At 60.5% G+C, this 24,297-nt stretch carries 20 protein-coding genes; 5 read left to right on the top strand and 15 right to left on the bottom strand.

What is annotated here, in order from left to right; all coding sequences use genetic code 11:
* Positions 1-263: 263 nt before the first annotated feature.
* The 7 genes from nhaA to PMX70_RS06660 all read right to left on the bottom strand — a co-directional run bounded on the left by nhaA (position 264) and on the right by PMX70_RS06660 (position 7,844).
* A complete protein-coding gene (nhaA, locus tag PMX70_RS06690) occupies positions 264-1,622 on the bottom strand; it encodes a Na+/H+ antiporter NhaA (protein ID WP_271740265.1) in 1,359 nt (452 codons plus the stop codon).
* 267 nt (positions 1,623-1,889) lie between these two features.
* Positions 1,890-2,813 (bottom strand): manganese-dependent inorganic pyrophosphatase, encoded by a 924-nt coding sequence (locus PMX70_RS06685; RefSeq protein ID WP_271740264.1) that lies wholly within the window; start codon positions 2,811-2,813, stop codon positions 1,890-1,892.
* Positions 2,814-2,979: 166 nt separating this feature from the next.
* Positions 2,980-3,933: an ROK family protein gene (locus tag PMX70_RS06680; RefSeq protein WP_117820909.1), complete on the bottom strand. Its 954-nt coding sequence runs from the start codon at positions 3,931-3,933 to the stop codon at positions 2,980-2,982.
* A 241-nt stretch (positions 3,934-4,174) separates the two neighbouring features.
* Positions 4,175-4,507, bottom strand: a complete 333-nt coding sequence (locus tag PMX70_RS06675; RefSeq protein WP_199411192.1) for a PTS sugar transporter subunit IIA — start codon at positions 4,505-4,507, stop codon at positions 4,175-4,177.
* Positions 4,508-4,516: 9 nt separating this feature from the next.
* Entirely contained in the window at positions 4,517-4,819 is a 303-nt protein-coding gene (locus tag PMX70_RS06670) for a PTS sugar transporter subunit IIB (RefSeq protein WP_117716273.1), read from the bottom strand.
* A 160-nt stretch (positions 4,820-4,979) separates the two neighbouring features.
* Positions 4,980-6,323, bottom strand: coding sequence for a PTS sugar transporter subunit IIC (locus PMX70_RS06665; RefSeq protein WP_118226878.1), 1,344 nt, complete (start codon positions 6,321-6,323; stop codon positions 4,980-4,982).
* Positions 6,324-6,443: 120 nt separating this feature from the next.
* Entirely contained in the window at positions 6,444-7,844 is a 1,401-nt protein-coding gene (locus tag PMX70_RS06660) for a glycoside hydrolase family 1 protein (protein WP_271740263.1), read from the bottom strand.
* A 302-nt stretch (positions 7,845-8,146) separates the two neighbouring features.
* Here PMX70_RS06660 and PMX70_RS06655 point away from each other — a divergent pair, with 302 nt between their 5' ends.
* A complete protein-coding gene (locus PMX70_RS06655; RefSeq protein WP_271740262.1) occupies positions 8,147-8,866 on the top strand; it encodes a GntR family transcriptional regulator in 720 nt (239 codons plus the stop codon).
* 72 nt (positions 8,867-8,938) lie between these two features.
* Positions 8,939-9,871: a mannose-6-phosphate isomerase, class I gene (manA, locus tag PMX70_RS06650; protein WP_416378137.1), complete on the top strand. Its 933-nt coding sequence runs from the start codon at positions 8,939-8,941 to the stop codon at positions 9,869-9,871.
* A 281-nt stretch (positions 9,872-10,152) separates the two neighbouring features.
* Here manA and PMX70_RS06645 read toward each other — a convergent pair whose 3' ends face one another.
* Positions 10,153-13,047 carry an ATP-dependent helicase gene (locus tag PMX70_RS06645; protein ID WP_271740260.1) on the bottom strand — a complete coding sequence of 965 codons (2,895 nt, stop codon included), beginning with the start codon at positions 13,045-13,047 and terminating at the stop codon, positions 10,153-10,155.
* A gap of 333 nt (positions 13,048-13,380) precedes the next feature.
* The gene (locus PMX70_RS06640) at positions 13,381-14,355 is read right to left on the bottom strand and encodes an undecaprenyl-diphosphate phosphatase (protein ID WP_271740259.1); all 975 of its coding nucleotides are present in this window, start codon (positions 14,353-14,355) and stop codon (positions 13,381-13,383) included.
* A 248-nt stretch (positions 14,356-14,603) separates the two neighbouring features.
* Between PMX70_RS06640 and PMX70_RS06635 the strand changes: the two genes are divergently transcribed.
* Positions 14,604-15,041 carry a universal stress protein gene (locus tag PMX70_RS06635; RefSeq protein WP_006235921.1) on the top strand — a complete coding sequence of 146 codons (438 nt, stop codon included), beginning with the start codon at positions 14,604-14,606 and terminating at the stop codon, positions 15,039-15,041.
* A 221-nt stretch (positions 15,042-15,262) separates the two neighbouring features.
* Here the strand turns inward: PMX70_RS06635 and PMX70_RS06630 are convergent, their stop codons facing one another.
* From PMX70_RS06630 to PMX70_RS06615, 4 genes are all read right to left on the bottom strand, one after another.
* The gene (locus PMX70_RS06630; RefSeq protein WP_271743193.1) at positions 15,263-16,306 is read right to left on the bottom strand and encodes a sensor histidine kinase; all 1,044 of its coding nucleotides are present in this window, start codon (positions 16,304-16,306) and stop codon (positions 15,263-15,265) included.
* Between the two features lie 9 nt (positions 16,307-16,315).
* Positions 16,316-16,987: a response regulator transcription factor gene (locus tag PMX70_RS06625; RefSeq protein ID WP_271743192.1), complete on the bottom strand. Its 672-nt coding sequence runs from the start codon at positions 16,985-16,987 to the stop codon at positions 16,316-16,318.
* A gap of 169 nt (positions 16,988-17,156) precedes the next feature.
* Positions 17,157-18,287: an aminotransferase gene (locus tag PMX70_RS06620; RefSeq protein WP_271743191.1), complete on the bottom strand. Its 1,131-nt coding sequence runs from the start codon at positions 18,285-18,287 to the stop codon at positions 17,157-17,159.
* A 24-nt stretch (positions 18,288-18,311) separates the two neighbouring features.
* A complete protein-coding gene (locus tag PMX70_RS06615) occupies positions 18,312-19,343 on the bottom strand; it encodes an ornithine cyclodeaminase family protein (RefSeq protein WP_253057254.1) in 1,032 nt (343 codons plus the stop codon).
* 217 nt (positions 19,344-19,560) lie between these two features.
* Between PMX70_RS06615 and PMX70_RS06610 the strand changes: the two genes are divergently transcribed.
* A complete protein-coding gene (locus PMX70_RS06610; RefSeq protein ID WP_253057252.1) occupies positions 19,561-20,742 on the top strand; it encodes a PucR family transcriptional regulator in 1,182 nt (393 codons plus the stop codon).
* 18 nt (positions 20,743-20,760) lie between these two features.
* Here the strand turns inward: PMX70_RS06610 and PMX70_RS06605 are convergent, their stop codons facing one another.
* Both PMX70_RS06605 and purH read right to left on the bottom strand, forming a co-directional pair.
* Positions 20,761-21,471 carry a hypothetical protein gene (locus PMX70_RS06605; RefSeq protein ID WP_253057250.1) on the bottom strand — a complete coding sequence of 237 codons (711 nt, stop codon included), beginning with the start codon at positions 21,469-21,471 and terminating at the stop codon, positions 20,761-20,763.
* Between the two features lie 278 nt (positions 21,472-21,749).
* Positions 21,750-23,357, bottom strand: coding sequence for a bifunctional phosphoribosylaminoimidazolecarboxamide formyltransferase/IMP cyclohydrolase (purH, locus tag PMX70_RS06600; protein WP_271743190.1), 1,608 nt, complete (start codon positions 23,355-23,357; stop codon positions 21,750-21,752).
* Between the two features lie 265 nt (positions 23,358-23,622).
* On the opposite strand from purH, the gene PMX70_RS06595 reads away from it, so the two are divergent.
* On the top strand, positions 23,623-24,264 hold the full coding sequence (locus PMX70_RS06595; protein WP_117646225.1) for a GNAT family N-acetyltransferase: 642 nt from the start codon (positions 23,623-23,625) through the stop codon (positions 24,262-24,264).
* The last annotated feature ends 33 nt before the right edge of the window (positions 24,265-24,297 follow it).

Below are 24,297 nucleotides of genomic sequence, written 5' to 3'. Positions count from 1 at the left end.
TTCTTGGTCGAAATCGGCAAAACTCGACTTGAAACTTCCTAATCACCGTCAGCTAGCGCCAAATTGGAAGTCGATGGTCACTCATTAACGTACAGTTCTTATAACTTTGTTCATTATTTTCCGCACCTAAAATGATACGCCGTTTGTGACAGTACTCACAAACGGCGTTTTTTGACCACTGGCGTGTCTGGCAGGCGGCAAGCACCGCCCGAATCCGCATTTTGAACGCGCCCGAATCGGTTCTGGAGCCGGTTTTCGCGCTCTTACTCGTCCTTGGGCGCGGGGTGCTTGCAGATCACACTCATGTAGATCATGCCCAGCACGGCCGCGGTGACAGAGCCGGCAAGAATGGCGGCCTTTGCGGCCAAGACCTCAAACTGGGCCGTCGGGAAGGCGAGGCCGCTGATGAGGATCGACATGGTAAAGCCGATACCGCCCAGAATGCCCACACCGGCAATCATGTGCCAGTTAACGTTATGCGGCAGCTCGGAGATCTTAAGCTTAACCAGGGCAAACGTCATACCAAAGATGCCGATCGGCTTGCCCAGCAGCATGCCAAAGTACACGCCGAGCGTCACCGGGTCGGTGAGCAGCGTGCTCATGTCCACGCCCACTAAGCGAACCTGAGCGTTTACGAACGCAAAGATCGGCAGGATCACAAAGTTGACCGGCGTGGAGATCAGACGCTCCATGCGGATGAGCGGCGGGGTCACGCGGTGCATGACGCGCTCGACCTTGGTGGTCGAGACGGTAAAGTCATGCTGGCCCAGGATGTGTGCCTCGTCATCGTAACGGTCATCGAGCAGCGGCAGGCACTCGCCCAACCAATCGGTGAGGCTATCGAGCTTGACGCCGCACTTGGCCGGGATGGTAAAGGCCAAGATGACGCCAGCAAGCGTAGCGTGCACGCCGCTCTTGAACATGCAGAACCACAACAGCAGACCCAGTACCGAATACGGGGCAAGGCGGTAATGCTGCGTCTTGTTGAGCCACACGAGCGCGCAGGTCACAAGCGCGGCGGCGCCCAACCAAAACGGATTGGGGCTCTGACCGTAGAAAATGGCGATGGCGGCGATGGAGATGAGGTCGTCGGCGATGGCGAGCGTCGAGAAGAACACGCGCACGCCGTTGGGCACGCGATTGCCCAAAAGCGACAGCACGCCCAGCGCAAAGGCAATATCGGTTGCCATGGGAATGGCCCAGCCGTTGTGCGCGCCGGCATGGTTAAAGATCAGGTAGATGCAGGCGGGAACGACGACGCCGCCCACGGCTGCCAGCATGGGAAGCATGGCCTGACGCGGGTTTTTGAGCTCGCCGACCGTCATCTCGTACTTAAGCTCAATGCCCACCAACAAAAAGAAAATCGCCATGAGGAAGTCGTTGACGAAAAGCTCAACGGTGAGACCAGCCGTAAGGTTGCCCAGACCCACATACAGCGGGGTCTCCAAAAAGTGATGGATGGCCTCGTAGGCATCGGTATTGGCGCAAATGACGGCGGCGATGGCGGCAATCACCATGACCGCGGCGGAAATCGTGCCGTTCTCGGCGATGCGCTCCCAAATGTCGTGACGTTCAAAGCGCTTGCGCTCACGAACGTTGAACAGCTGCTCAGTTGCTGCCATGGGCGGCTCCTTTCACGGGAAAGTTCCCGTCTTAAAAAAGCACGGCCCGCCCAAGTGGCGGCGCCGCGCTCTAACGTATTACGCTTGCATCTAGCCTACCCTGCACGACAAGCACGCAGGCGTGGCCGAAAAGCGGAACCACAGGTTGAACATTATTTGCTCAACGGCACGGGCACACCTGTCCGAGAGACGACGCGGCGCCGTGCACAAAAAACGACCGGAGCGCGGGGCGTCCGCGATCCGGTCGTGGCGTTCGGTCAACTAAACCTAGCAGGCGGCCATGATGGGGGCAGCGACCTGCTTCTTACGGGAGAGGACGCCCGGCATCCAGACGCCGTCGTGCTCGTCGGCAATGCCCAGGCCCTTCTGAGCAGCCTCGGTCTCGCCCTCGAGCAGGACCTGCGAGCCCTCCTCCATGATGTCGGTGATGCACAGGACAATGCCGTCGGCACCCTTCTCGGCGGCGTAGGCGCGCATGGCCTCGCGAATCTCGTCGATCATGCCGAGTGCACGGGTCTTGTCGACGGTCTCGTACTGGCCGATGAGCAGCTTCTTGCCAGCGGGCTCGAACATCTTGATGTCGTTGCCGACCATCTCGGCTGCAGTGAAGGAGCCGGACGGACGGGTGAGGAAGACCTCCATGCCAAACTTAACCGGGTCGACGCCCACCTGCTCGCCGAGCTTGGCGGCGATGGCGCGGTCGACATCGGTGGTGGTGGGGCTCTTGAGCATGAGCGTGTCGGTCATCATGGCCGAGAGCAGCAGCTTGGCCTGGACGTCGGAAAGCTCAACGCCGAGCACGCCGGCGAGCTTGGTGACGATGGTGCAGCTGGAGCCCCAGGGCAGGCAGATGTAGTGCAGCGGGCCGGCGGTCTCGAAGTCGCCGATGCGGTGATGATCGACAACACCAAAGACCGTGGCGTCCTTAAGGCCGGCGACGGACTGGGCAGACTCGTTGTGGTCAGTGAGGACGACGAGCTGACCGGCCTCGACGGAATCAATCACGCGGGGCTCGGCAATGCCGGCGTCGGCGAGCAACTTGGCGGACTCGGCCGGAAGCTGACCAAGGGCGCAGGCCTCGTAGGTGTTGCCGGCATACTCAACCTGGTTAAGCAGCTGGGACAGGACGACGGCGCTCATGATGGCGTCGTTATCGGGGTTCTGGTGACCAAAGACAAGAACGTTTGCCATGGATATCCTCCACTTGATATGTGTACTTGGACGTAGCTATGGTAGCACGCCGATGCCGAGCCTTCGCAGACGGAAGGGCCACGGCATATTTTGGGGCAGGCATGGAGGCCAAGGCTGTCCCTTTTGCACCATGTTGGTGCAAAGTAACCTGCCCCCCTTGCACCAGCTATTTACCGGCAGCGCGCAGGGCTACGTAGGCGGCACCGATGATGCCGGCGTCGTTTCCGAGCGAAGCGACCTTAATGGGCGTCTCGCGCGAGGCGGAGAGCGCGTACTGCTTAAAGTGCTCGCGGACCTTGTCGAGGTAGACATCGGCCGAAGCGGAAGCACCGCCGCCGATCAGGAACATCTCGGGATCGACCACGTTGGCAATAAGCGCCAGGGCGCGGCCGAGATAGTCGGCCATGGTATCGGCAGCTGCCAGCGCGAGCTTGTCACCCTCGCGGCAGGCCTGGAACACGTCCTTGGAATCAGAAGGCCCGGTGAGCTCGATGGGCTCGACGCCCGCCTTCTTGCACTCGGCAAGGTAGTTACTCACCACGCCGGTGGCGCTGGAATACTGCTCCAGATGGCCATGGCCGCCACAGCCGCAGGTGCGCTCCTCAGCCGGGTTCAGGCACATGTGGCCAATCTCGCCGCCGGCGCCCACAACGCCCGATACCACGTCGCCGTTGACGATGACGCCGCCACCCACGCCGGTACCAATGGTGACCATCACCACGTTCTGTACGCCCTTGGCAGAGCCGAGCCAGGCCTCGCCCATGGCAGCGGCGTTGGCATCGTTCTCGTATTTAACAACCGCGTCGGGGCAGTGCTCCTGAATGGCGACTCTTAGCTCGGGCAGGTTAATGGCAATGTTGGCCTTGACCTTGGCATCGCCCGATGCCGGGATGGGGCACGGAACGGCCAGGCCAATACCCGCCACAAAGGCGCGCGGAATCTGGGCCTTGGCGACCACCTGGTCGATAGCCTCGGTCACCGCGGCAAAGCCCGCGGCGTCAACGATAGGCGGCGTGGGCACGCTGGCCTTGGCCAGCAGGTTACCGTCCTCGTCGAACAGGCCCTCCTTAACCGAAGTGCCGCCGACGTCAATGCCGATGTAATACTGCTTAGGTTCCATGGGAGCCCGCCTTTCTCGTTTAAACATTGCCTGTATGGTACCGCTCCCAAGGCAAAAACCTGCCAAAAAGGGACAGGTTTGTTTTGGCAGGTTTTATCTGTGAAAACGCAAACGACCGCTCAAAAGGTCGCGCAGGGCCTTCGCCAAATATAAGGGCGCCGGGAGGCGGAGACTCCCGGCGCCCGTCAAAGGGACTGTGTTGTCTGTTGGACCGCACGGCCCATCGCGGCGATAACGCCAACTAGGCCTTAAGTGCCTGCAGCTGCTTGTGGATCTCGATGAGCTCCGTCGCCATGACGCGCATGGTCTCGGTGCCGGCCATCTGGTCCTCGGCATGCAGCAGAATCAACGGGGCCTCGCCGTTACGCTCGCCGTTGGCCTCCTTCTTCAGAAGCCCCATGTGAACATCGTGGCCACCGTTATAGGCCTCGTCGCCCTGCTTGATAAGCTCCTCGGCGGCGTCAAAATCGCCCTCCTTGGCCTTTTGCACGGCATTGATGTACATGCTCTTGGCGGTACCGACGTAGCTGATGATCTCAAAGCAGGTCATCTGCAGTTCGTTCATATCCTCCATGCGGAGCACCTAGCCCATCACGCTGACGCAGTGGTCGATGATGCCGGCAGCGTTCATGCGGCCGTAGTCGACCATGTTGATGACCTCGACCGGGAAACGACCGGCGGCCTCCTTCTCAAAATCGCCCTTGGTGTAGCCGATCTGCGGACCAAGCAGCAACATGTCGCACTCGCCCAGGTGATCGTGGGCCTCGTTCATGGGACGAGCCTCGACCTCAATATCCAGACCACGGTTTGCAACCTCGGCCTGCATCTTCTGGACCAGCAGGCTCGTGGACATACCGGCATTGCAGCAGAGCATGATCTTCTTCATGGTTTCCTCCTTATAACTGCGCGGCGCGCAGACGACGACTGGTTTTATTCCTTGCGGCTATTGTGCCCACCCCCTGCATCTTTACACAAGGGAGAGAGCCGCGGGCACCGGCACCGCGTACCGGTGCCCGCAACGGTGAAAGGGACGAACGTTAGGCGTTCTACTCGGCGAGAGCCTCCTGCTTGGCGATTGCCTTCTCGGAAATCTTCATAAAGGGCAGGTAGACGGCCATGCCAATGACAATCTCGAGAGCCTGCCACACGCCGGCGCGCCAGTCAAAGCCCGTAGCGAGCAGGGCATTGATGACGGGAGGCATAGTCCAGGGCACCTGGGCGATGCAGGGGCTGATGATGCCTGCGCAGGTAAGGCCATAGGTGATGCCGATGAACAGGTCGGGAAGAAGAACGAACGGGATCATGAGCGGCAGGTTGTACACGATGGGGTAACCGTAGATAACCGGCTCGTTGATGTTGAACAGACCAGGCAGGATAGCCATCTTGGAAACGGTCTCGGAAGCCTTGTTCTTGGAGAACAGGAGCGTGTCGAGCAGAAGCATGAGGGTGCAGCCCGAGCCGCCGATGAGGGCGAAGCTGTTAACGATCTGCATGTTCATGTAGTGATCGGGCTGGATGGTGCCACCGGCGGCAAAGGTAGCCATGTTGTCGACGATGAGCATGGTCAGGATCGGCTCGACGGTAGCGCCAGAGATGGTGGACTGGTGAATACCGACGCAGAACAGCAGGTTAGCAAGGGTGTAGATGAGGATAACAGCCCACGGACCGGCGTTCATGATGCTCTTGAGCGGGTTGGAGATGCACGTGGAGATGATGGTGCACAGATCGGTGCCGGCGCACACGGCGAGCAGGGCTGCGGCAAGAGCGAAGATCGCGAGGTTGAGCAGCATCGGGATCATGACGTTGAAGGAGTTGGAGACCGCGGGAGGCACGCCCTCGCCCAGCTTAACCTTGAGCTTCTCGACGCCAGAAATCTTGATGAAGAGCGAGACGGAAAGCAGGGCGATGATAATAGCCGAGAACAGACCGTTGGTGCCGGTGTTGGCAGTCGAAAGGGCGCCCGTGACCTCGGCGGAGGTGATCTTGTCGGTGAGCAGCGGGCTCGTGGCGGCAAGCGAGGCGGTGATCTGCTGCGGCATCATGATGACGAAAGCAGAGATAGCGACGACCACGCAAGCGAGCGGGTTATCGAAACGCTTGTTCTTAGCGAGGCTGTAGCCAATCAATCCGGCCAAGATAATGGCAGAGACGTTGAGGGTGCCCAGCGTAATTGCCGAACCCCACGTCTGAAGGTTGGCAAGGCCCGCCGCATCGAGCGGGAACAGAGGGAACACGACGTTGTTAATAAGAACCGCGATACCCGCAAGGATATAGAGCGGCGTGATGGTCGCGAAGGCGTCACGCAGGGAACGCAGGTGAACCTGGTTTCCCACCTTCGCAGAGACCTCGGCAAACTTGTCGAGGAAGCTCTTTCCGTTGTCACTGGCCATGATTGCTCCTAACTTTCAAATCCGGCCTTTTCCTATGCGCACGGTGGTCTGTCGCCCTCTGCCACCAGATGTGCCATGTGTTTCGCGCGGCGGCGCGCGGTCTGGGCGTTCGCCCGGTCGCTAATCAACCACGTGGGTTGTGGCGACCTGTTTGAGCCAGGCCGCTGACTTCTTAAGGCGGCGCTTGTAGCCGTCCATAAGGTCGACCTCGACAAAACCGTAACGGTTCTTAAAGGCATTAGCCCAAGACCAGTTATCGATGACGGCCCAGTAATGGTATCCGCGGCACTTGGCGCCCTCGGCAATTGCCTTGGCCACCCACTCCAGGTGCTGACGTACAAAGTCGACGCGGTAGTCATCCTGGATGGTTCCTTCGGCGTCACGGTTCTTGTATTCGTCCATGATGCCGATGCCGTTCTCGGAAACGAACCACTCAAGGTCGGGGTAGTTTTTAGCGCAGTCCATGCCAAAGTCGTAGAGGCCCTGCGGGTAGATCTCCCAGCCACGGCTCTCGTTCATAACGGCGTCGGGCCATACGTACTCGTCGGCAAAGTGCGGCAGGCCGTACTGGTCGACCTTGCTCGCCGGCGCCTGAACACGCGTGGGGTGGTAGTAGTTGCAGCCGAGCCAGTCGACAACACCCTGCTTGAGAATCTCTTGGTCGCCGGCACGGAACGGGAGCTTAACGCCGCCCTCAGCCAGGCTGTCGAGCACGTCGGCAGGAAGCTCGCCCTTGGTAATAAGGTCGAGCCACCAGCGATTGTTGATGCCGCTGGTCATACGCACGGCCTCGAGGTCTGCCTCGTTGGGGTTCTCCTTGGTATAGACCGGGGTAAAGCAGTTGATCATGCCGATCTTGGCATCGGCGCGAATAACGCCCTCGTCATAGGCGCGACGATAGTTGGCCACGGCCAGCGCGTGCGCCAGCGAGATGTGATACTGCACGGTGCGGGCGCGGTTGAAGTCATGGAGCTGCGGGAACCACACGCCCTCCTGATAGCGCTGCTCGGGCTCGACGATGGGCTCGTTAAAGGTGAACCAGTACTTAATCTCCTGGCCAAACTCGTGGAAGGCGACATCGGCGTAATGCGCGTAAGCCTCGACGACCTCACGGCTCTCCCAGCCACCACGGTTAAAGAGGTAGGTGGGCATGTCAAAGTGGTACAAGTTGGCAAACGGCTCCAGGCCGGCCTCGCGAGAGGCGCGGAACAGCTCGTGATACCACGCAGCGCCCTCCTCATTAAGGTTGCCGTCGGCATCGAGCAGACGGCTCCACTGGATGGAAGTGCGATAGGTATTCAGGCCCAAGTCCTTCAAAATGCGAAGGTCTTCCTGGTACTTGGCCATAAAGTCATTGCCGGCATAAGAGCCAACGCAGTTGTAGAACGAGCCCAGATCCTGGATGGACCAGGTGTCCCACAGGTTCTCGAGCTTGCCGCCCTGGTTCCACTGACCCTCAGTCTGCGGGCCGGACATAGCAGCGCCAAAGAAGAAGTCGTTGGGCAGCTGATACTGTGCCATCAAAGTCCTCGCTTTCGTGTTCTAGAGCTTCCGGTTGGAGACGGGTTTGCTTTGGCAGGTTATCCGGCGCGGGCGCGCACCGGTCATACCGATATCCAACCCGCCAAAACAAAACTGTCCCCAAACAGCACAAGCAAACGCCAATGCATCTCGCTTGTTGTCTGTAACTATAGCGCTCTGATTTATTATGTAAAGCGTCTTTTTTATTTTTCTTTATCGAACTTCTTTGATGAAAGCCATATGGATGCTTTTTAAGTAGGTATACTCTCTTTATATCAACGCAAATATGAAGGGAGGATTACATGATTCCCAAATACGAGGCGATAGCTGCAGATATCCGTCGAAGCATCGAGGACGGCGCTCTTAAACCGGGCGACAAGCTACCCACCGTCGTTGAGTTCTGCGAGCTCTATGGCGTTTCCAAAATCACCGTCAAACGAGCTATTGAGCAAATCACCGAGGAAGGCCTAATTACCAGCCGGCGCGGATCGGGCACCTACGTTAAGGACACGGCGGGGCTTCCTGGCCAGGTGTTTTTCCAAGGCAAGAACGACCGCGCCCAAGGCTTTTCGTACGAGCATCGCGGGGAGAAGGTGACCTCGGTGGTCTACGATTTCTCGATCGTCAATCCGCCGGCAGAGGTTGCGACCCAGCTGGGAATGGCCGAAGACGACTTTGCCTATCACATCGTGCGCGTACGCGAGGTCGATGGTCAGCCCATCGTTATCGAGTACACCTATATGCCACTCGAGCTGATTCCGGGTCTTAAGAAAAAAGACCTGTACGCGTCGGTCTACAGCTTCATCCGCGAGCAGTGCGGACTCAAGATCTCGAGTTTCCACCGCACCATTCGCGCCGTCGCGGCAACTGAGGAAGAGGCTGAGCGCCTGGATACCAAACCCGGCTCTCCCCTGCTCGAACTCAACCAGATTGGCTTCTTGGATAGCGGCACCGCGTTTGAATATTCTATCTCGCACAACGTAGGCGACCGCTTTGAGCTGCACAACGTAACGCTGGCCTAGTTTTGCAATCCGGTGGGTGCTCGTTTTGAGCTGTCTTACGCGGCACCCGCACAACCTTATGGGAGTATGCACATGTCCGATTTGATTAAACTCACGCCGATCTTCCACGAGAAGATCTGGGGCGGCCGCCAGCTCGAAACCGTATTTGGCTACGACATTCCCGAAGGTCCCATCGGTGAGTGCTGGGCCATCTCGGCCCACCCCAACGGCGACTGCCAGATTGCGGAGGGCCCGTATGCAGGCCACACACTTTCGTGGCTGTGGGCCGAGCACCGCGAGCTCTTTGGCAATTGCGAGGGCAAGGAGTTCCCGCTGCTCATCAAGATTCTGGACGCCAAGGACGACCTTTCGATCCAGATTCACCCCAACGACGAGTACGCCGCCGAGCACGAGAACGGCAGTCTGGGCAAAACCGAGTGCTGGTATGTGCTGGACTGCGAGCCCGGCTCCACGATCATCGTCGGCCAGCGTGCCAAAGACCGCGCCGAGGCCGCACAGATGATCGAGGAAGGCCGTTGGGACGACATGCTCAACGTGCTGCCGATTCACAAGGGTGACTTTTTCCAGATTGACTCCGGTACCGTGCACGCCATCAAGACTGGTACGCTCATTTTGGAGACGCAGCAGTCGAGCGACGTGACCTATCGCCTGTACGACTACGACCGCCCCGGCACCGACGGCAAGCTGCGCCCGCTACACATTGAGCAGAGCCTCGACTGCATCGACTTTGATGCTCAGGCTCCGACCGACGGCACGGTGACCGCGCCCGAGGTGGACGGCGTGACCGAGCTCGAGTCCAACCCCTGCTACACCGTCGATCGCGTGCGCGTCAACGGCAGCAAGACCCTCGACCAGCGCTGGCCCTTCATGTGCCTGTCGGTCATCGACGGCGAAGGCACCGTCTGCGGCGACCCCGTCCACAAGGGAAGCCACCTGCTGGCCCCGAGCACCGTCAGCTCCATCGACCTCGAAGGCAAGATGGAACTGATCATCAGCCACCTGTAGGTCGCACCAACAACCCAAACGCAACAAGGGGCTCTCCCGTCCATGTGCGGGAGAGCCCCTTGCCATATCTATTTATCAGCCCACCCGGCTCTCCAGATCAAAAAGCGGACGAGCAGAGCGACGTTCGCAAGCACCGTTACCCAAGGACCTGGGCGGGCGTATAGGGCAACATCGATCGCGAGTTCCGCACGCAAAGGAGAGCACTTAATGTGCTCTCCGTCTTGCGCAGGACTGCCCGAGCAGGCGATGTTGCCCTATACGCCCGCCCAGGTCCGCCAGGATCACGACAGCTTGACGATCGGCGCGAAGCCCTTCATAAGCTTTTTGGTCTGGCCGGTCTTTTCGAATTGAACCTCGATCATGTCTCCGGCGACCGAGATCACGGTACCCGTGCCAAAAGTCTTGTGGCTCACGGTATCGCCCGCGGCAAAGTCCTGCGATGCGCTGGCACGATCGACCTTGCGCTCCACCGTCGGGGACACCTTGGAAGACGGCTTTTTGGCTCGCGACGCGCCCGAACCAAAAGTCGAGGCAACACGGCCGGCGTCAGGCGAAACCCCACGATGGCGCTCGGTCCCGTAACTGCTGCCGCCAAAGAAATCGTCAAAGCTCGATCCGCCGCGCGAACCGGAACCGCCGGTCGAGCGCGTATGCGAGCCAAACACCTTGCCGCCGTACATATCCGAGCCCATGCCCGAGCCAAAGGTGCCGTGACGGTCGCCGCGCTTCTCCCAGCCCGTGCCCTCAAAACCGGCAGAACCGATGCCGCTAAACTCGATATCCTCAAACGGAATCTCGTTGAGGAAACGCGAGCGCGGGTTGGCAGAGGTCGAGCCGTAGGTGCGACGCGTGGCCGCATAGGTCAGGAACAGGCGCTTGCGAGCACGCGTGATGGCGACGTAGGCCAAGCGGCGCTCCTCCTCGAGCTTGCCCGGATCGTCACTACCGCCAAAATCGTGCACGTGCGGGAAGATGCCTTCCTCCATGCCGGCCACGAACACCGCCGGGAACTCCAGGCCCTTGGCGGAGTGGATGGTCATCATGGTAATGGCATGCGTCTCGCCGGCCAGGGAATCCAAGTCGGAGCGCAGGGCCAGCCACTCCATGAGTGCCGGCAGCGCCTTACAGGTGAGCGGACCGTAGGTGCGCTCGATCTCGTCGGCATGCACGGCACCCGCCGGCATCCCCGTCGGCGCGGCATACGCGTTGCCCGCGATGGCGGCGGCCAGGGCATCCTGCGGCGAGAGCGCCGGGGCGGCTAGGCTATCGAGCGGATTGGAACCTGCGGCATCGCGCGCGCCGACGAGTGCCTCAAACGAGGATACCGGGGCAGATGGCCCCGGTTCGGGCGCGGGCGCGCTCACCACGACGGGCTCGGCGCCGGCAGGCACGTCGGCAACACCGGCAGCGCGCAGCTCTTCCAAGCTCTCGAGCGTACCCTCGATGTCCTCGTGCGTCTCCTCAAATTCGGCAGCGACGCCCAGGAATTCCTGGATGTTCTCGGCACGGCTCTCAGACTCCATGGTGCCCTCGGCGCGAAACGCCTGCAGCAGGCCCGTCTTATCGACAATCATCTCGACGACGTCCTTGAGCTCGCCGTCCATGCGGCGGCCCTCGCGCACCAGCGACACAAAGCTTGACAGGCCATTGCGGACCTTGGCGCTAAACATGCCGGTTTCGGCACACGCAATCTCGCAAGCCTGGAAGAACGAGCAACGGTTGTCGCGCGCCAGCTGCTCGATTTTTTGGATCGAGGTGGAGCCGATGCCACGGCGCGGTGTGTTGATGACGCGCTTGACGCTCATCTCGTCGGCCGGGTTCACGATCATCTTAAGGTAGGCCATGACATCACGGATCTCGGCACGGTCGAAGAATCGCGTGCCGCCCACGATCTTGTAGGGCACGCCCGCGCGCAGGAACATATCTTCGAGGATACGCGACTGGGCGTTGGTGCGATAGAACACGGCAATGTCGTCGTAGCTCGTGCCTTTGGCATGCAGCTTCTCGATCTCGCCGGCAATCCAGCGACCCTCGTCGCGTTCGTCGCTCGCCTGGAAGGCCTGGATCTTCTCGCCATCGCCCTCGGCCGTAAACAGGCGCTTGTCCTTGCGCTGCGAGTTGTGGCGCACCACGGCGTTGGCGGCGCTCAGGATGTGACCCGTAGAGCGATAGTTCTGCTCCAGCTTGACGGTCTTGCAGTTTTTAAAGTCCTTCTCAAAGTCCAGGATGTTGGTGATGTCGGCGCCACGCCAGCTGTAAATGGACTGGTCATCGTCGCCCACGACCATGAGGTTTTGGTACTTAGCGGCCAGCAGGTTGGCGATTTCGTACTGGACGTGGTTGGTGTCCTGATACTCGTCGACGCTAATGTAGCGGAAGCGCTCTTGGTACTTATCGAGCACCTCGGGACGGGTGCGCAGCAGCTCGAGCGCGCGCACGAGCAGGTCGTCAAAGTCCATCGCATTGGCGGCGCGCAGGCGGCGCTCCAGCTCTAGGTAGACCTGCGCGGCCTTTTTGTCGTTGGGGCTATCGGCACTCTTGAGCATGTCCTCGGGGCCGATCATGGCGTTTTTGGCCGAGCTAATCTTGCTGCGGATCATGTTGATGGGGAACTGCTTTTGCTCGATGCCGAGCGCCTGCATAATGTCGCGCACCATGCGCTTTGAGTCATCGTCATCGTAGATGGTGAACTGGCCGGTGTAGCCCAACAGGTCGGCGTCCTCGCGCAGCATGCGCACGCACATAGCATGGAAGGTACACACCCACATGCCACGGGTGCCGCTGGGAATGAGTGCCGCCAGACGCTCGCGCATCTCTGCCGCGGCCTTGTTGGTAAACGTAATGGCAAGAACCTGCCAAGGCTTAACACCCAGGTCGCCGAGCATATGTGCGATGCGGAAGGTCAAGACGCGGGTCTTGCCCGAGCCGGCGCCGGCGAGCACCAGCAACGGGCCCTCGGTGGACAGGACCGCCTCGCGCTGGGCGGGATTAAGGCTGTCGATGTCGACGAGCGGTTTGGCGGGCTTGGGCGCCGGCGCGGGAGCGTCGTAGATGTCGAGCGGAACGAGCTCGGGCTCCGGCGCAGCGGGGGCGGTGTATGCATCGAGCGGCACGGGTTCCGGCGCGGGCGGTACGGGTACCGCGGCGTTCTTTTCCCAGGGCAGGGGCTGGGTCATGGGCGACTCCTCATCTGACGGACGGCGCGCCTGCGGGCAGCGCCATAGTTTGAGCCGTACCAGTATACCGAGCCGCGCGGACACCGACGCAAATCACACCACGACTCCGTGCGCCACCGTCAGACCCGCCCCAGCGGATTTGGCGCAATGGGGTCAGGTTGCTTTGCACCAATCTATTGACAATCACGGAACCGCCGATGTCATGGCCACGGTAGCGAGCGGCGGCCAGGGCGAACAAATTGGCATGAAAAGAGGGCGGCATAGACCTTTTGGTCATGCCACCCCCTTTGAATGACAAGTTGTCGCCCTGGCCGTCGCGCAGCGTCAACTAAGTTAGAGGCCGAGCATCGGCTCCAGGACAAAGAAGTACGCGAGAACCACGATGCCCAGGATGATGCGGTAGACGCCGAAGCACTTAAAGTCGTGACGCCGCACGAAGCCCATAAGCCACTTGATGGCAATGAGCGACACCACAAAGGCGACGACGCAGCCCACGCCCAGGATGGCGATTTCGTTGGTGCCGAACGTGCCGCCCTTAATAAAGTACTTGACCAGCTTGAGCGCACTCGCACCAAACATGACGGGAATGGCCAGGAAGAACGTGAACTTAGACGCCACCGAGCGCGTGCAGCCCAGCAGCAGGCCGCCGATGATCGTGGAGCCGGAGCGCGATGTGCCCGGAATCAGCGAAAGCACTTGGAAGCAACCGATACCCAGCGCGGTCTTCCAGCTCAGATCCTCGAGCGTAGTGATGGAGCCAAAGTCCAGGTTATCGTCATCGTCTGAAGCGGCAGCCGCAGCGGGAGTGGCAAAATGCGCACCAGCGGGGCGTCCGCCCGCCACCACGGCACTCGAACCAAACGAACCGGCAAGAGCAGCCTGGTCGCGCTTGTTCGCGCGCCAGTTCTCGATCACAATAAACAGCACGCCGTACACAATGAGCGCCAGCGCCACGACGGGAGCATTATAGAAATGCTCCTCCATCCAGTCGTTAAGCGGCAGACCGATCGCCGCGGCGGGAATGCAGCCGAGCACAATCTTGCCCCACAGCACCCAGGTGTCGCGACGGCCCTCCTTGCCCTTGCTGGGAGAAAACGGGTTGAGGTCGTAGAAGAACAGGACGCAGACGGCCAAAATGGCGCCAAGCTGAATCACGACCAGGAACATATTCCAGAACGTCTCGCTCACGTTCATCTTGACGAACTCGTCCACCAAGATCATGTGACCGGTCGACGAAACAGGCAGCCATTCGGTAATGCCCTCGACTAGGCCCATGAAGGCAGATTTTAGAAGCTCAATGATATCCAAAGGGACCCCCTCGTTAGACACCCACCGATAGTTGTTCTGCGGACGGTGCGGGCGATGTCCCATTATCAACCGTTGGCGGCGCGCCTGCGCCTACCCTTACCAAAAAACTCGCCCGTTCACAGAATTGCGAGCGGTCAAACCCAAATCCTTGGGTATAACTGCAACAAGATAAAGTGTCCGGCGGTCACGCATCCGCGCCCGCCCGACGCACGAGCCCCGCGCCCGTGCGATAGACCAAGGAGGAAACCATGAACGAGGGCTATACCAAGGTATTTGTTTCACTCGACGGTACTGAGCAGCAGGATTTTGTGCTCGCACGCGCCATCAAGGTCGCCGCGAACAACGGCGCCAAGCTGATTATCGGCCACGTCATCGATTCCACGGCACTCGAGAGCGCCGGTTCCTATCCGGTCGATCTGGTCAACGGCCTAGAGGAGGCATTTAAGAACTCCATCGCCAAGCAACTCGAAGAGGCCAAGGCCAATCCCGATATTCCCGAGGTCGAGGTTATGATTCGCGCCGGCCGTATTCGCGAGACGCTCAAGGACGAGATGCTCGACGTGGTCAAGCCCGACCTGGTGCTCTGCGGCGCTCGCGGTCTGTCCTCGATCAAGTATGCGCTCCTGGGCTCGATTTCGACGTTCCTGCTGCGCAACACCGACTGCGACATCTTGGTCGTAAAGTAGCGTTGCTCCCACCGGCCGCGGGGCCTGCGGGGTTTCCACGGGCACGTCCTCGCCGCGTTGCGGCTGCGGGATGTGCCCTTAGGAAACCCCTCCCGGCCCCGCGGCCTTCGCAGCCTTACTTCAGCGAGTTGGCTGATAAAAGATGGCGTGCCGCCCCGTTTGGGGTGGCACGTTTTGTTTGGGCTGCACGTTTTTGTTTGGGCGGACGTCTGCCGCATGCGTTACTCGAAATATTGAAACTTATTCGTTGAGAAGGAAAACGTTACGACAAAGCCTTCGCCGGAGTCGGATGCTGCGGTGACGTCGATGCCCATCTTGGAGCACAGACGCGCCACCAGGTAGAGGCCGATGCCCGTTGCGCGCTTGGTGGTGCGGCCGTTGTCGCCGGTAAAACCTTTCTCGAACACGCGCGGCAGGTCGGCCGCGCTCACGCCGCAGCCGTTGTCCGCGACGGTAAGCTCGATGCGTTCGCTCGCCAGGCCCTCGTCCAGCAACGCGCCCGAAAACACGATCTTTGCGCCGTCCTCGCGCGCATATTTGATGCTGTTCTGAATAAGCTGGCCTAGAATAAACTCGAGCCACTTCTCGTCGGTAAAGACCTCAAAGTCGAGGTTCTCGCACACCGGAGCCACGTGCGCCGCGATAAGCTCGCGCGCGTTGGCTTTAATCGCGCCCGTCACCAAGGTCTTGAGATTCCAGCGACGAATCAGGTAGTCGCGCTCCACGACTTCCGAGCGCGCGTAGTACAGTGCCTGGTCGATATAGCGCTCCACGCGAGCCAGCTCGCGACCCAGGTCATCCACACGCGACAGGTCGTCTTCGCTGCCATCCAGGTTTTCCAAAATCAGATGGGCCGCCGCCAGGGGCAGCTTGGCCTCGTGGACCCAGCTCTCGATATAGTCGCGATAGTCATCGGTCTGACGCCGGCCTTCGGCAACCTCGTCGCATGCCGCCTTGCCCACCCGGCGCAAGACCTCGTACTCGAGCTCGCCCTCGGCATAGGTCGGGCATTGCACCATCTCCTGGACCCATGCGGGACTCTCGAGCTCCTCTGCCGCGCGCTCCAACTGACGCAGAAAACGGCGACGGCGAGTGTACTCGATCACGATGCCGAGCATACCGAAGATAAAGGACACGCCAACCGCCACGACCACGATAGAAACGGGTGCGCCGGCAACCGTCAGCACAAAGCAGCTCAGCAGCACGCCGCACGTCCACACGGCGACGGGCAACAGCGCATCTTTAAAGAACTTGCCAAACGACATAGCTGGCACCTAGACCGAATAGCCCTGGCCGCGATGCGTGGTCAGATACCCCTTGACGCCGATCTTGTCGAGCGTGGTGCGCAGGCGGTTGATGTTGACGGTGAGCGTGTTGTCGTCCACGAAGGCATCGGAATCCCACAGGTCTTGCATGATGGCCGAGCGCGAGACGATCTTGCCCGCGCGGCTCAGAAGCAGCGAGAGGATACGCAGCTCGTTTTTGGTGAGCTCAGTGCTAGTGCCGGTTTGCGTGTTGGTGACCATGGAGCGGGCGAGGTCGAGCTCCAATCCCTTGTGGACGAGCGTGCTGCGCTCGCCTGCCGCCGCGGTGCGACGCAGCAGCGCGTTGATGCGCGCCACGAGCACGCGCGCGCTATAGGGCTTGGAAATAAAATCGTCCGCGCCGAGCGTCATGGCCATGACCTCGTCAATCTCGGTCGTGCGCGAAGTGAGGACGATGATGGGGACCTCGGATTCGCGACGGACTTCGTGGCAGATGTGTTGGCCGTCTTTGACAGGAAGCGTGAGGTCGAGCAGTACCAGATCGGGCGCGGCAGCGAGAATATCGCGCGAGACGTGCTCGAACGATTCGCAGGCCTCGACCTCAAAACCGGCACGGGCAAGGATATCGACAAGCTCGCGACGAATGGGCTCGTCGTCATCAACGACATAAATCAGCGCCATGTGTCCTCCCGTTTCTCGTAACTTGCACTTTCCACACCATTATGCCCACGGCGTCGCAGCGATGCGACCCCGTGGGCATCTAATGTGACAATAGTGTTCGGTAGCCTTGAGAGAGAGTAGGGGCCCTCGGTCCTAAACCGATCGGCCCCATCACTTCGGCCTCGAGCCTCTACTCGAGCGTACGCATGTACGCCGAAATGGCATCCAGGCCCTTCTGCAGGTCATCGGTGTTGTCGGAGTATGCATAGCCGATGCGCATGCTCTTGGGTTCCTCGAAGCAATCGCCCGGGGTGACGAGCGCGCCGGACTTCTTAATCATGTCGGTGCAGAACGTCCTGGAGTCAATGTCGTAGTCGTAATACACGAGCGCGGTGCTACCCGCCTCGGGCTTGACGAACGACAGGTGCGGCTCGCTCTCGACCCACTTCTCCAGAACAGCAAGGTTCTGACGGACGATGCGACGGCTGCGCTCAAGGATCACGGAAGCGTTGCCCAGAATCAGCTCCGCCACCGACTCGCTGAATATGCCGGCGGAAATCAGGTTGTAGTCGCGATGCGAGAGCAGCGCGCGACGGAGCTCCGGGCTCTTGGTGACCGCCCAGCCCAGACGCAGGCCGGCGAACGACCAGACCTTGGACATGGATGCGGTGGCGACGGCCTTGTCGTACAGGTCGACCACGGACTCGGCGTACTCATCCGTCTGAGTAAGCAGACGGTAGACCTCGTCGCAGAGCAGCCACGCGTCGTGTTTGCGTGCGACCTCGACAATCGCCTTGAGCGTATCGGCGTCGAGCAGGGCGCCCGTGGGGTTGTCCGGGTTATTGATGCAGATGAGCTTGGTATCGTCGGTCACCAAGGCATCGAGTGCGTCGACGTCGACGTGGTAACCGTTCTTGCGATCGAGCTGAAGGATATCGACCTTCGCACCGCACATCTCGGGAATCGAATAAAGCTGCTGGTAGGTGGGCTTGACGGAGACTACATGATCGCCCGGTTCGACGAGCGTGGAAATAACCAGGGAGTTGGCGCCGGTCGCGCCGTGCGTGGGCACGATATGCCCGGGCTCGACCGTCTTATAGAGACGCGCGACCCCCTCGAGGAAGCCGGGCTGTCCCTCGATGTCTCCGTAGGTGAATCGGCGCGAGCACAGGCTATCGAGCCACGCCTTCTTGTCGGTGTTCGTAAGCTCGAACAGCTGGTCGAGCGTGAGGGAGTAGACGCACGTCTCCGCAACGTTGTGGGTGCACTTGGTCTCCCACTCGTTCATCCACTGCTCGACGGCGAAATCCTTGATCTGCATTGTCGTTTCCTTTCCTTGACTTTCTTACAGTTCCACCACGGTGCCCAGCCCCGCCTCGACGGCGCGGTCGTAGGCAATTTTCGATGCCGAAAGGTCTTGAACGGCGATGCCCGACGTATCGAACACCGTCACCTGCTCGTCATCCGAACGCCCCGTAGCCGTGCCGGCGATGACTTCGCCGAGCTCCGCTTTGATGTCCTCGGGTGTGATGGCACCCTCGGCAACCGGAATCTCCAGCTCGCCGGACGCGACCGATTGCTCGCGGTCGTCGACGTAAACAGCGGCACGGGCGACAAGCGCCGAGGCGAGCTCCTGCTTGCCGGGCATGTCGGCACCGACGCAGGAGATATGCGCACCGGGGCGCACCCATGCATCGGGGATGATAGGCTTGGTCGCAGGCGTGATCGTCACGATGATGTCGGCCTCTGCCGCGGCGCCTTGGCCGTCGGCCGTCGCCTCGATGGAATAGGTGGATGCCTCGCGAGCATGCTCGCAAGCGCCCAAGATATGGGCGAGCTCGTCTCGTATGCGCTCGACGCGAGCCTCGGGCGCGGCATCGGAAACCGGCTCCCACACCTTGACCTCGCTCACTTTGGGACAGGCGGCGAGCACGCCCGCCACCATATAGGTGCTCATGTGGCCGGCACCCGCAACAAGCAGTTTGGACGCATCCGCCCGAGCCAGCCACTTGGCGCCGAGCGCAGCGGCAGCACCGGTGCGAAGTCCAGTGACGGCGGAGGCATTGAGCAGCGCCAACGGCTCGCCCGTCGCGTTGTCGCACAGCAGCGTAGTGCCAAAGATCTCGGGGAGCCCCTTTTTGGGATTCTGAGAGAACCAAGCAGTGAGCTTCAGGCCGAAGAGGCCGCTCCCCGCCAACTCGCCCGAGCGGATATCCATATCGGCCACGCCGGGTTCGAACTGCTCGTATACCATCGGCCACGCAACACCCTTGCCCGTTGCCTTCTGGCGATATGCCTCCTCCACGGCAGCGATTGCATCCTCGATCGTCAGCACCTTGGAAACTTCCTCGGCCGAAAGCACCACCATCTGCCCCATCATCGCTCCTTTCAGCGAAAGCTTTACGTTGCTTCACTGTACGGTTTAGTAACGATGCCGCCAAGGATCATTTCTTGTTGGAATCTACAACGATTCTCAATCTGATTTTTCGTTCCATCAGCATATATTTGAACTATTTCTCGCATCAACGGCATACGGATGTGCGATTATCCTTTTTATGCCGGTATTTATTGTAGTGATTTACAGGGTGATGTTGATGCTATACACCGTCTCGGACTTCTCACGGGAATATGAGGGGTCGGTCCGTCTAATCGCCGGCAGCGATGGCATCTCGCGTGCCGTCTCCGGCGTTGGGATCCTCGATTATGAACTCATGCCCGGCCTCAAGAACAAGTACCAGCGCGTCAACTTCAGCTCAGACGAGATCGTCCTCAGCACCTTCCTCTATGCGAAGGACGACCCGTACCTCATCACTGAAGCCGTGAAATACCTCGTCGCCAAGGGAACGAGCGGTCTCATCATCAAAAACGTCCTGCACATCCCGATTCCCGACCAAGCCATCCGCTACGCCAACGCGCGGCACTACCCGGTCTTTCTCACGACCGACGACTCACTGTTCTTTGACAGCGTCATCTATGAGGTCAAACGGCATATCGAGCAGCTCGCGTCCATCGACTTCGCACAGCGCGAGATCGATGCCCTGAGGACAGACGTATCGCCCGAGTCCATCTGCCGACGCATCCGAGGCCTCAACCCGTCATTTCTGGACGAAGCGGTCGCCCTGTTCACATCGTTTGCAGAGCCCCTCGACCCGCGTACGTTTTTGCAAATCGAACGTCTCTGTGCAAAATCGACCCTCGCCGGATGCCACAACATGCTGGCACCCTATGACGGAGGTCTGTTATTCGTAGCGACAAGCGACTCGGAGCAGACGCTCGATGTGGAGCGAATCGTGCAGGCGCTCACGGAGCTCATCGAGGCTAGCGGCATCGATGGCGGAGCGGAAGGGCTTGGCATCAGCGATATTCTGTTTGGAGACGAGGCGGTGGCGCAGGCGATCTCGCAGGCGATTTACGCACAGCGCCTATCTTGTCAACGAGCCGAGGGTCCCGTCCGCTATACGCAGCTCGGCATCCTGAGAACCGTGATGCCTTTTGCGGAAACCCCGGAGATGCGATCGTTCTCGGAGGCGATTCTCTCGCCGATACGCGAGCACGACAGTGAGCATGGCAGCGAGCTGGAATCCACGCTCGCCGCATTCATCGAGAACGACCGACGTATCGAGCGAACCGCCAAGCAGACTGGCCAGCACCCGAACACGATTCGATATCGCCTCGATAAGGTGACGGCTCTCACCGGACTGAGCTACAAATGCGCCCCGGAGATGGAGCAGCTGTCGCTCGCCTACGCCATCGAACGCGCTCGCTCGCTTCAGTAAGCCCACCCCACCTTGAGGTTAGGAACGGCGGGCACGGAGCTTTTCGTAGCCATCGGCGAAGAAGGCGACCGTGGCGGCGTCGGCCTCGGCGGCGTCCGTCTCGGTTGCGGGGACCACGCCGTGCTCGTCGCTCACCAGGAACAGCGCGCCCTTAAGCTGCGCGGGAATATCTACGCGCGCGACCGGGATGTCCTTGGTCTGGGCCAGCTGTTCGATGAGCGTCGCCGTGCCGCACAGGCACTCGTCCGCCGGCGCCACAAAGGCCAGCTCGCCGTCGTTGACGGCAGCAAGCAGCTCGGGCGCCACGCCGGTTTCGTCGGCCTCGGAACGGGCCTCGGCAGAGCGGGCACGCAGCGCCTTGGCTGACGTATCGGCGAGCGGCTCGTACTCCCCCACTGTCATGGCGGCGTTGCCGTTGATGTCGATCACCAGCATGAGCACGCCGTCGTGCGCAGTATAGTCGCCCTCGGCTAGCGACCACTCAACGTGCTGCTTGGCCCAGCTGAGCATGTTATGGGTAAGTGGCTCGCCCTGCACCAGACGCTCGGACAGCGCGCGGATGTGGCGGTTGAGCATGGGCACCTTTTTGTTGGACATGCGCCAACGGCAGACAAGCGCGGGCTTGTCGAGCGTAAACTTCTCGACCGCCTCCTGATTGGCGCAAAAGTCCTCGTACGCACGCTGATCCTCGGCATTGCCAAACAGCTCGGCATCATCCACAACGGCCATATCTAACCTTTCTCAAAAACATACACCGCACCGTTATACCCAAAAAAACCGCCCGCGCCAACCGGCGCAGACGGCAATAGATAGCCTTCGTTCGGAGCAAGCCAAGGCCACTGGTGGAGCATAAGCCAGCGAGCCGGCTCCAAGTGCCCCAGGTCGCCACGAAAGAGGAGCGACGCGTACTTCTTGTACGCGAGCGACGGTTTGAGCGGCGAGATGGGGTGCTTGGGGCCGGCGCAGCGTCGAGCAGTTACGCGGTTTGGTAAAACCGCGTAACGATATTAGTGCCTAAAATGCCTGGCTCCGGTGAAGACCATCGCAATACCATGCTCGTTGCAGGCCTGGATGCTCTCGTCATCGCGCTTGGAGCCGCCGGGCTGGATGATGCAGGTCACGCCGTGCGCGGCAAGCACGTCGACGTTGTCGCGGAACGGGAAGAACGCGTCGCTTGCACAGGCAAAGCCGCCCTTCTCCACGCCCTCGCGCTCGCAGAAGTCCTCAGCACGCTCGCAGGCCAGCAACGCGGAATCCACGCGGTTGGGCTGACCGGGGCCCATGCCAATGCCGGCCTTACCCTTGGAGACCAGGATGGCGTTGGACTTGACGCCCTTGCAGACCTTCCAGGCAAACTCGAGCTCGGCCATCTCGGCGTCGGTGGGCTTACGGTCGGTGGGGAACGTAAAGGTCGCGGGGTCCTCGGTCACGTGGTCGACTTCCTGCACCAGCATGCCGCCGTCGATGGAGCGCAGCTCCACATGGGCACCGTGGTCCACGCCGCCGGTAGCCAGCACGCGCAGGTTGGGGCGCTTGGCCATGCGCTCGAGCGCCTCATCGGTGTAGCTCGGGGCGATGATGACCTCGACGAACTGCTTGTTCTGATCGGCAAAGTGCTCAACCAGCTCAAAGGGAACCTCGCGGTTGCAGGCGATGATGCCGCCGAAGGCGCTCTTGGGATCGCAGGCGAAGGCGCGGTCGTAGGCGGCCGTGATGTCCTCGGCAACGGCGGAACCGCAGGGGTTCTGATGCTTGAGGATCACGCAGGCCGGCTCGTCGAACTCGCGGACCAGGTTCCAAGCGGCATCGGCGTCCAGATAGTTGTTGTAGCTGAGCGGCTTGCCCTGGATCTGCTCGGAGCCCACGAGCGGGAACTGAGAGCTCGCGGTGTTCTCGCAGCCCTCGGCAAAGCGATAGACCGTGGCCTTCTGCTGCGGGTTCTCGCCATAGCGCAGGTCGTCGACCTTTTCCAGCGAGATCTCGAGCTTGGCAGAGGTGTCCGCCACGTCGCTTGCCTGGGCGGCAAGCCAACGGGAGATAGCCGTGTCGTAGGCGGCGGTGGTCTGGTAGACCTTCACCTGCAGGCGACGACGGGTGGAAAGCGTGGTGCAGCCACCGGTCTCGCGCATCTCGGCCAGGACGGCATCATAGTCGGCCGGGTCGGAGATGACGGTAACGCTCGCGGCGTTCTTGGCGGCAGAGCGCAACATGGAGGGGCCACCGATGTCGATGTGCTCGATGGCATCCGCAAAGGTGACCTCGGGGTTGGCGACGGTCTTCTCGAACTCGTACAGGTTGACAACGACCAAGTCGATCAGCTTAATGCCGTGCTGAGCGGCCTCCTGCATGTGCTGCTCGGAATCGCGGCGGGCCAGCAGCGCGCCGTGAACCTTGGGGTGCAGGGTCTTAACGCGGCCGTCCATCATCTCGGGATAGCCCGTGAACTCCTCGATGGGGGTTACGGGAACGCCCGCGTCCTCGATGGCACGAGCCGTGCCGCCCGTAGAGATGATCTCGACGCCAAAGTCATCGACCAGCGTCCGTGCGAAATCGACGACGCCCGTTTTATCGGTAACCGAGATCAACGCGCGTGCGATCTTCACATCAGATCCCATGCAGTCCTCCTGTCTGGTACGCCGCCGTGCTCTGTGAGTCGGTGATACGTCGATCTGCAGCGCTCGCGCAGCGGCATTGAAAATACTGATTCAATGTAGCGCATCGAGCGCATCGATGCACCCCGCAACGGGCGCATGTGCAGAAAAAGTTTGCGCGCGGAGGGGATGGGCACGGTGAGTTCATGGAACACAGGAGCACCATAATTAGATGCCAATGGCGTGGTAGAACTGTGCTCGATATGTATCCGCAATAGAAAGAGGCACCATGGTCTCGCGGGTTCTCTACCGACCGTTTGATACCGAAGATTTCGACGCCATCGCGCTGATCTTGCAGCAGCTTTGGCACAACAACTCGGATAACGATGAGTACAACCGCCTCGAAGCCGCGTGCGACCTCGCCTATTGCCTTTCTTCCTCAACGTTTTCGCAGGTTGCAGTTATAGATGGCGAGGCGCGCGGCATTTCGCTTGCGCGTGCGGGACAGAGCTCCGGCACCGCCGTCAGGGAACATTGGATGGATACTGAGCGTACACTGCTGTCGCAGATGCGTGAGCTAGAACCCGAGTCGTGCGCCGAGTATCTCTCGTTTGTGCGCGCCACCATTCGAACCAACAACCGCCTGCTCGAGAAAAGCCCACTGCCGCATGACAATGAGGTCACGCTGCTCGCCGTCGACCCTGACGTCCACGGCCTGGGCGTGGGATCGGTGCTGCTCGACGCCGCAATCTCACATCTGTCCTCGTGCGGGGCGACCAGCGCACACCTGTATACCGATTCCAACTGCTCGTGGAAATTCTACGAGCTGCACGGCTTTAAGCGCACGGCCACGCACCGCGCCAACCGCGAAGAGCGCCGTCACGACATGCCGCGTGAAAGCTTTCTCTACGAACTCGACCTAACAGCCTAGCCCAGGCAGCCACACCTAGTCATTTAAGTCTGT

This window comes from Collinsella aerofaciens (assembly GCF_028206795.1).
GTDB lineage: Bacteria > Actinomycetota > Coriobacteriia > Coriobacteriales > Coriobacteriaceae > Collinsella > Collinsella aerofaciens_AX.
The sequence above is the reverse complement of the archived record's forward strand: the minus strand, read 5'-3'. Positions and strand labels throughout refer to the sequence as shown.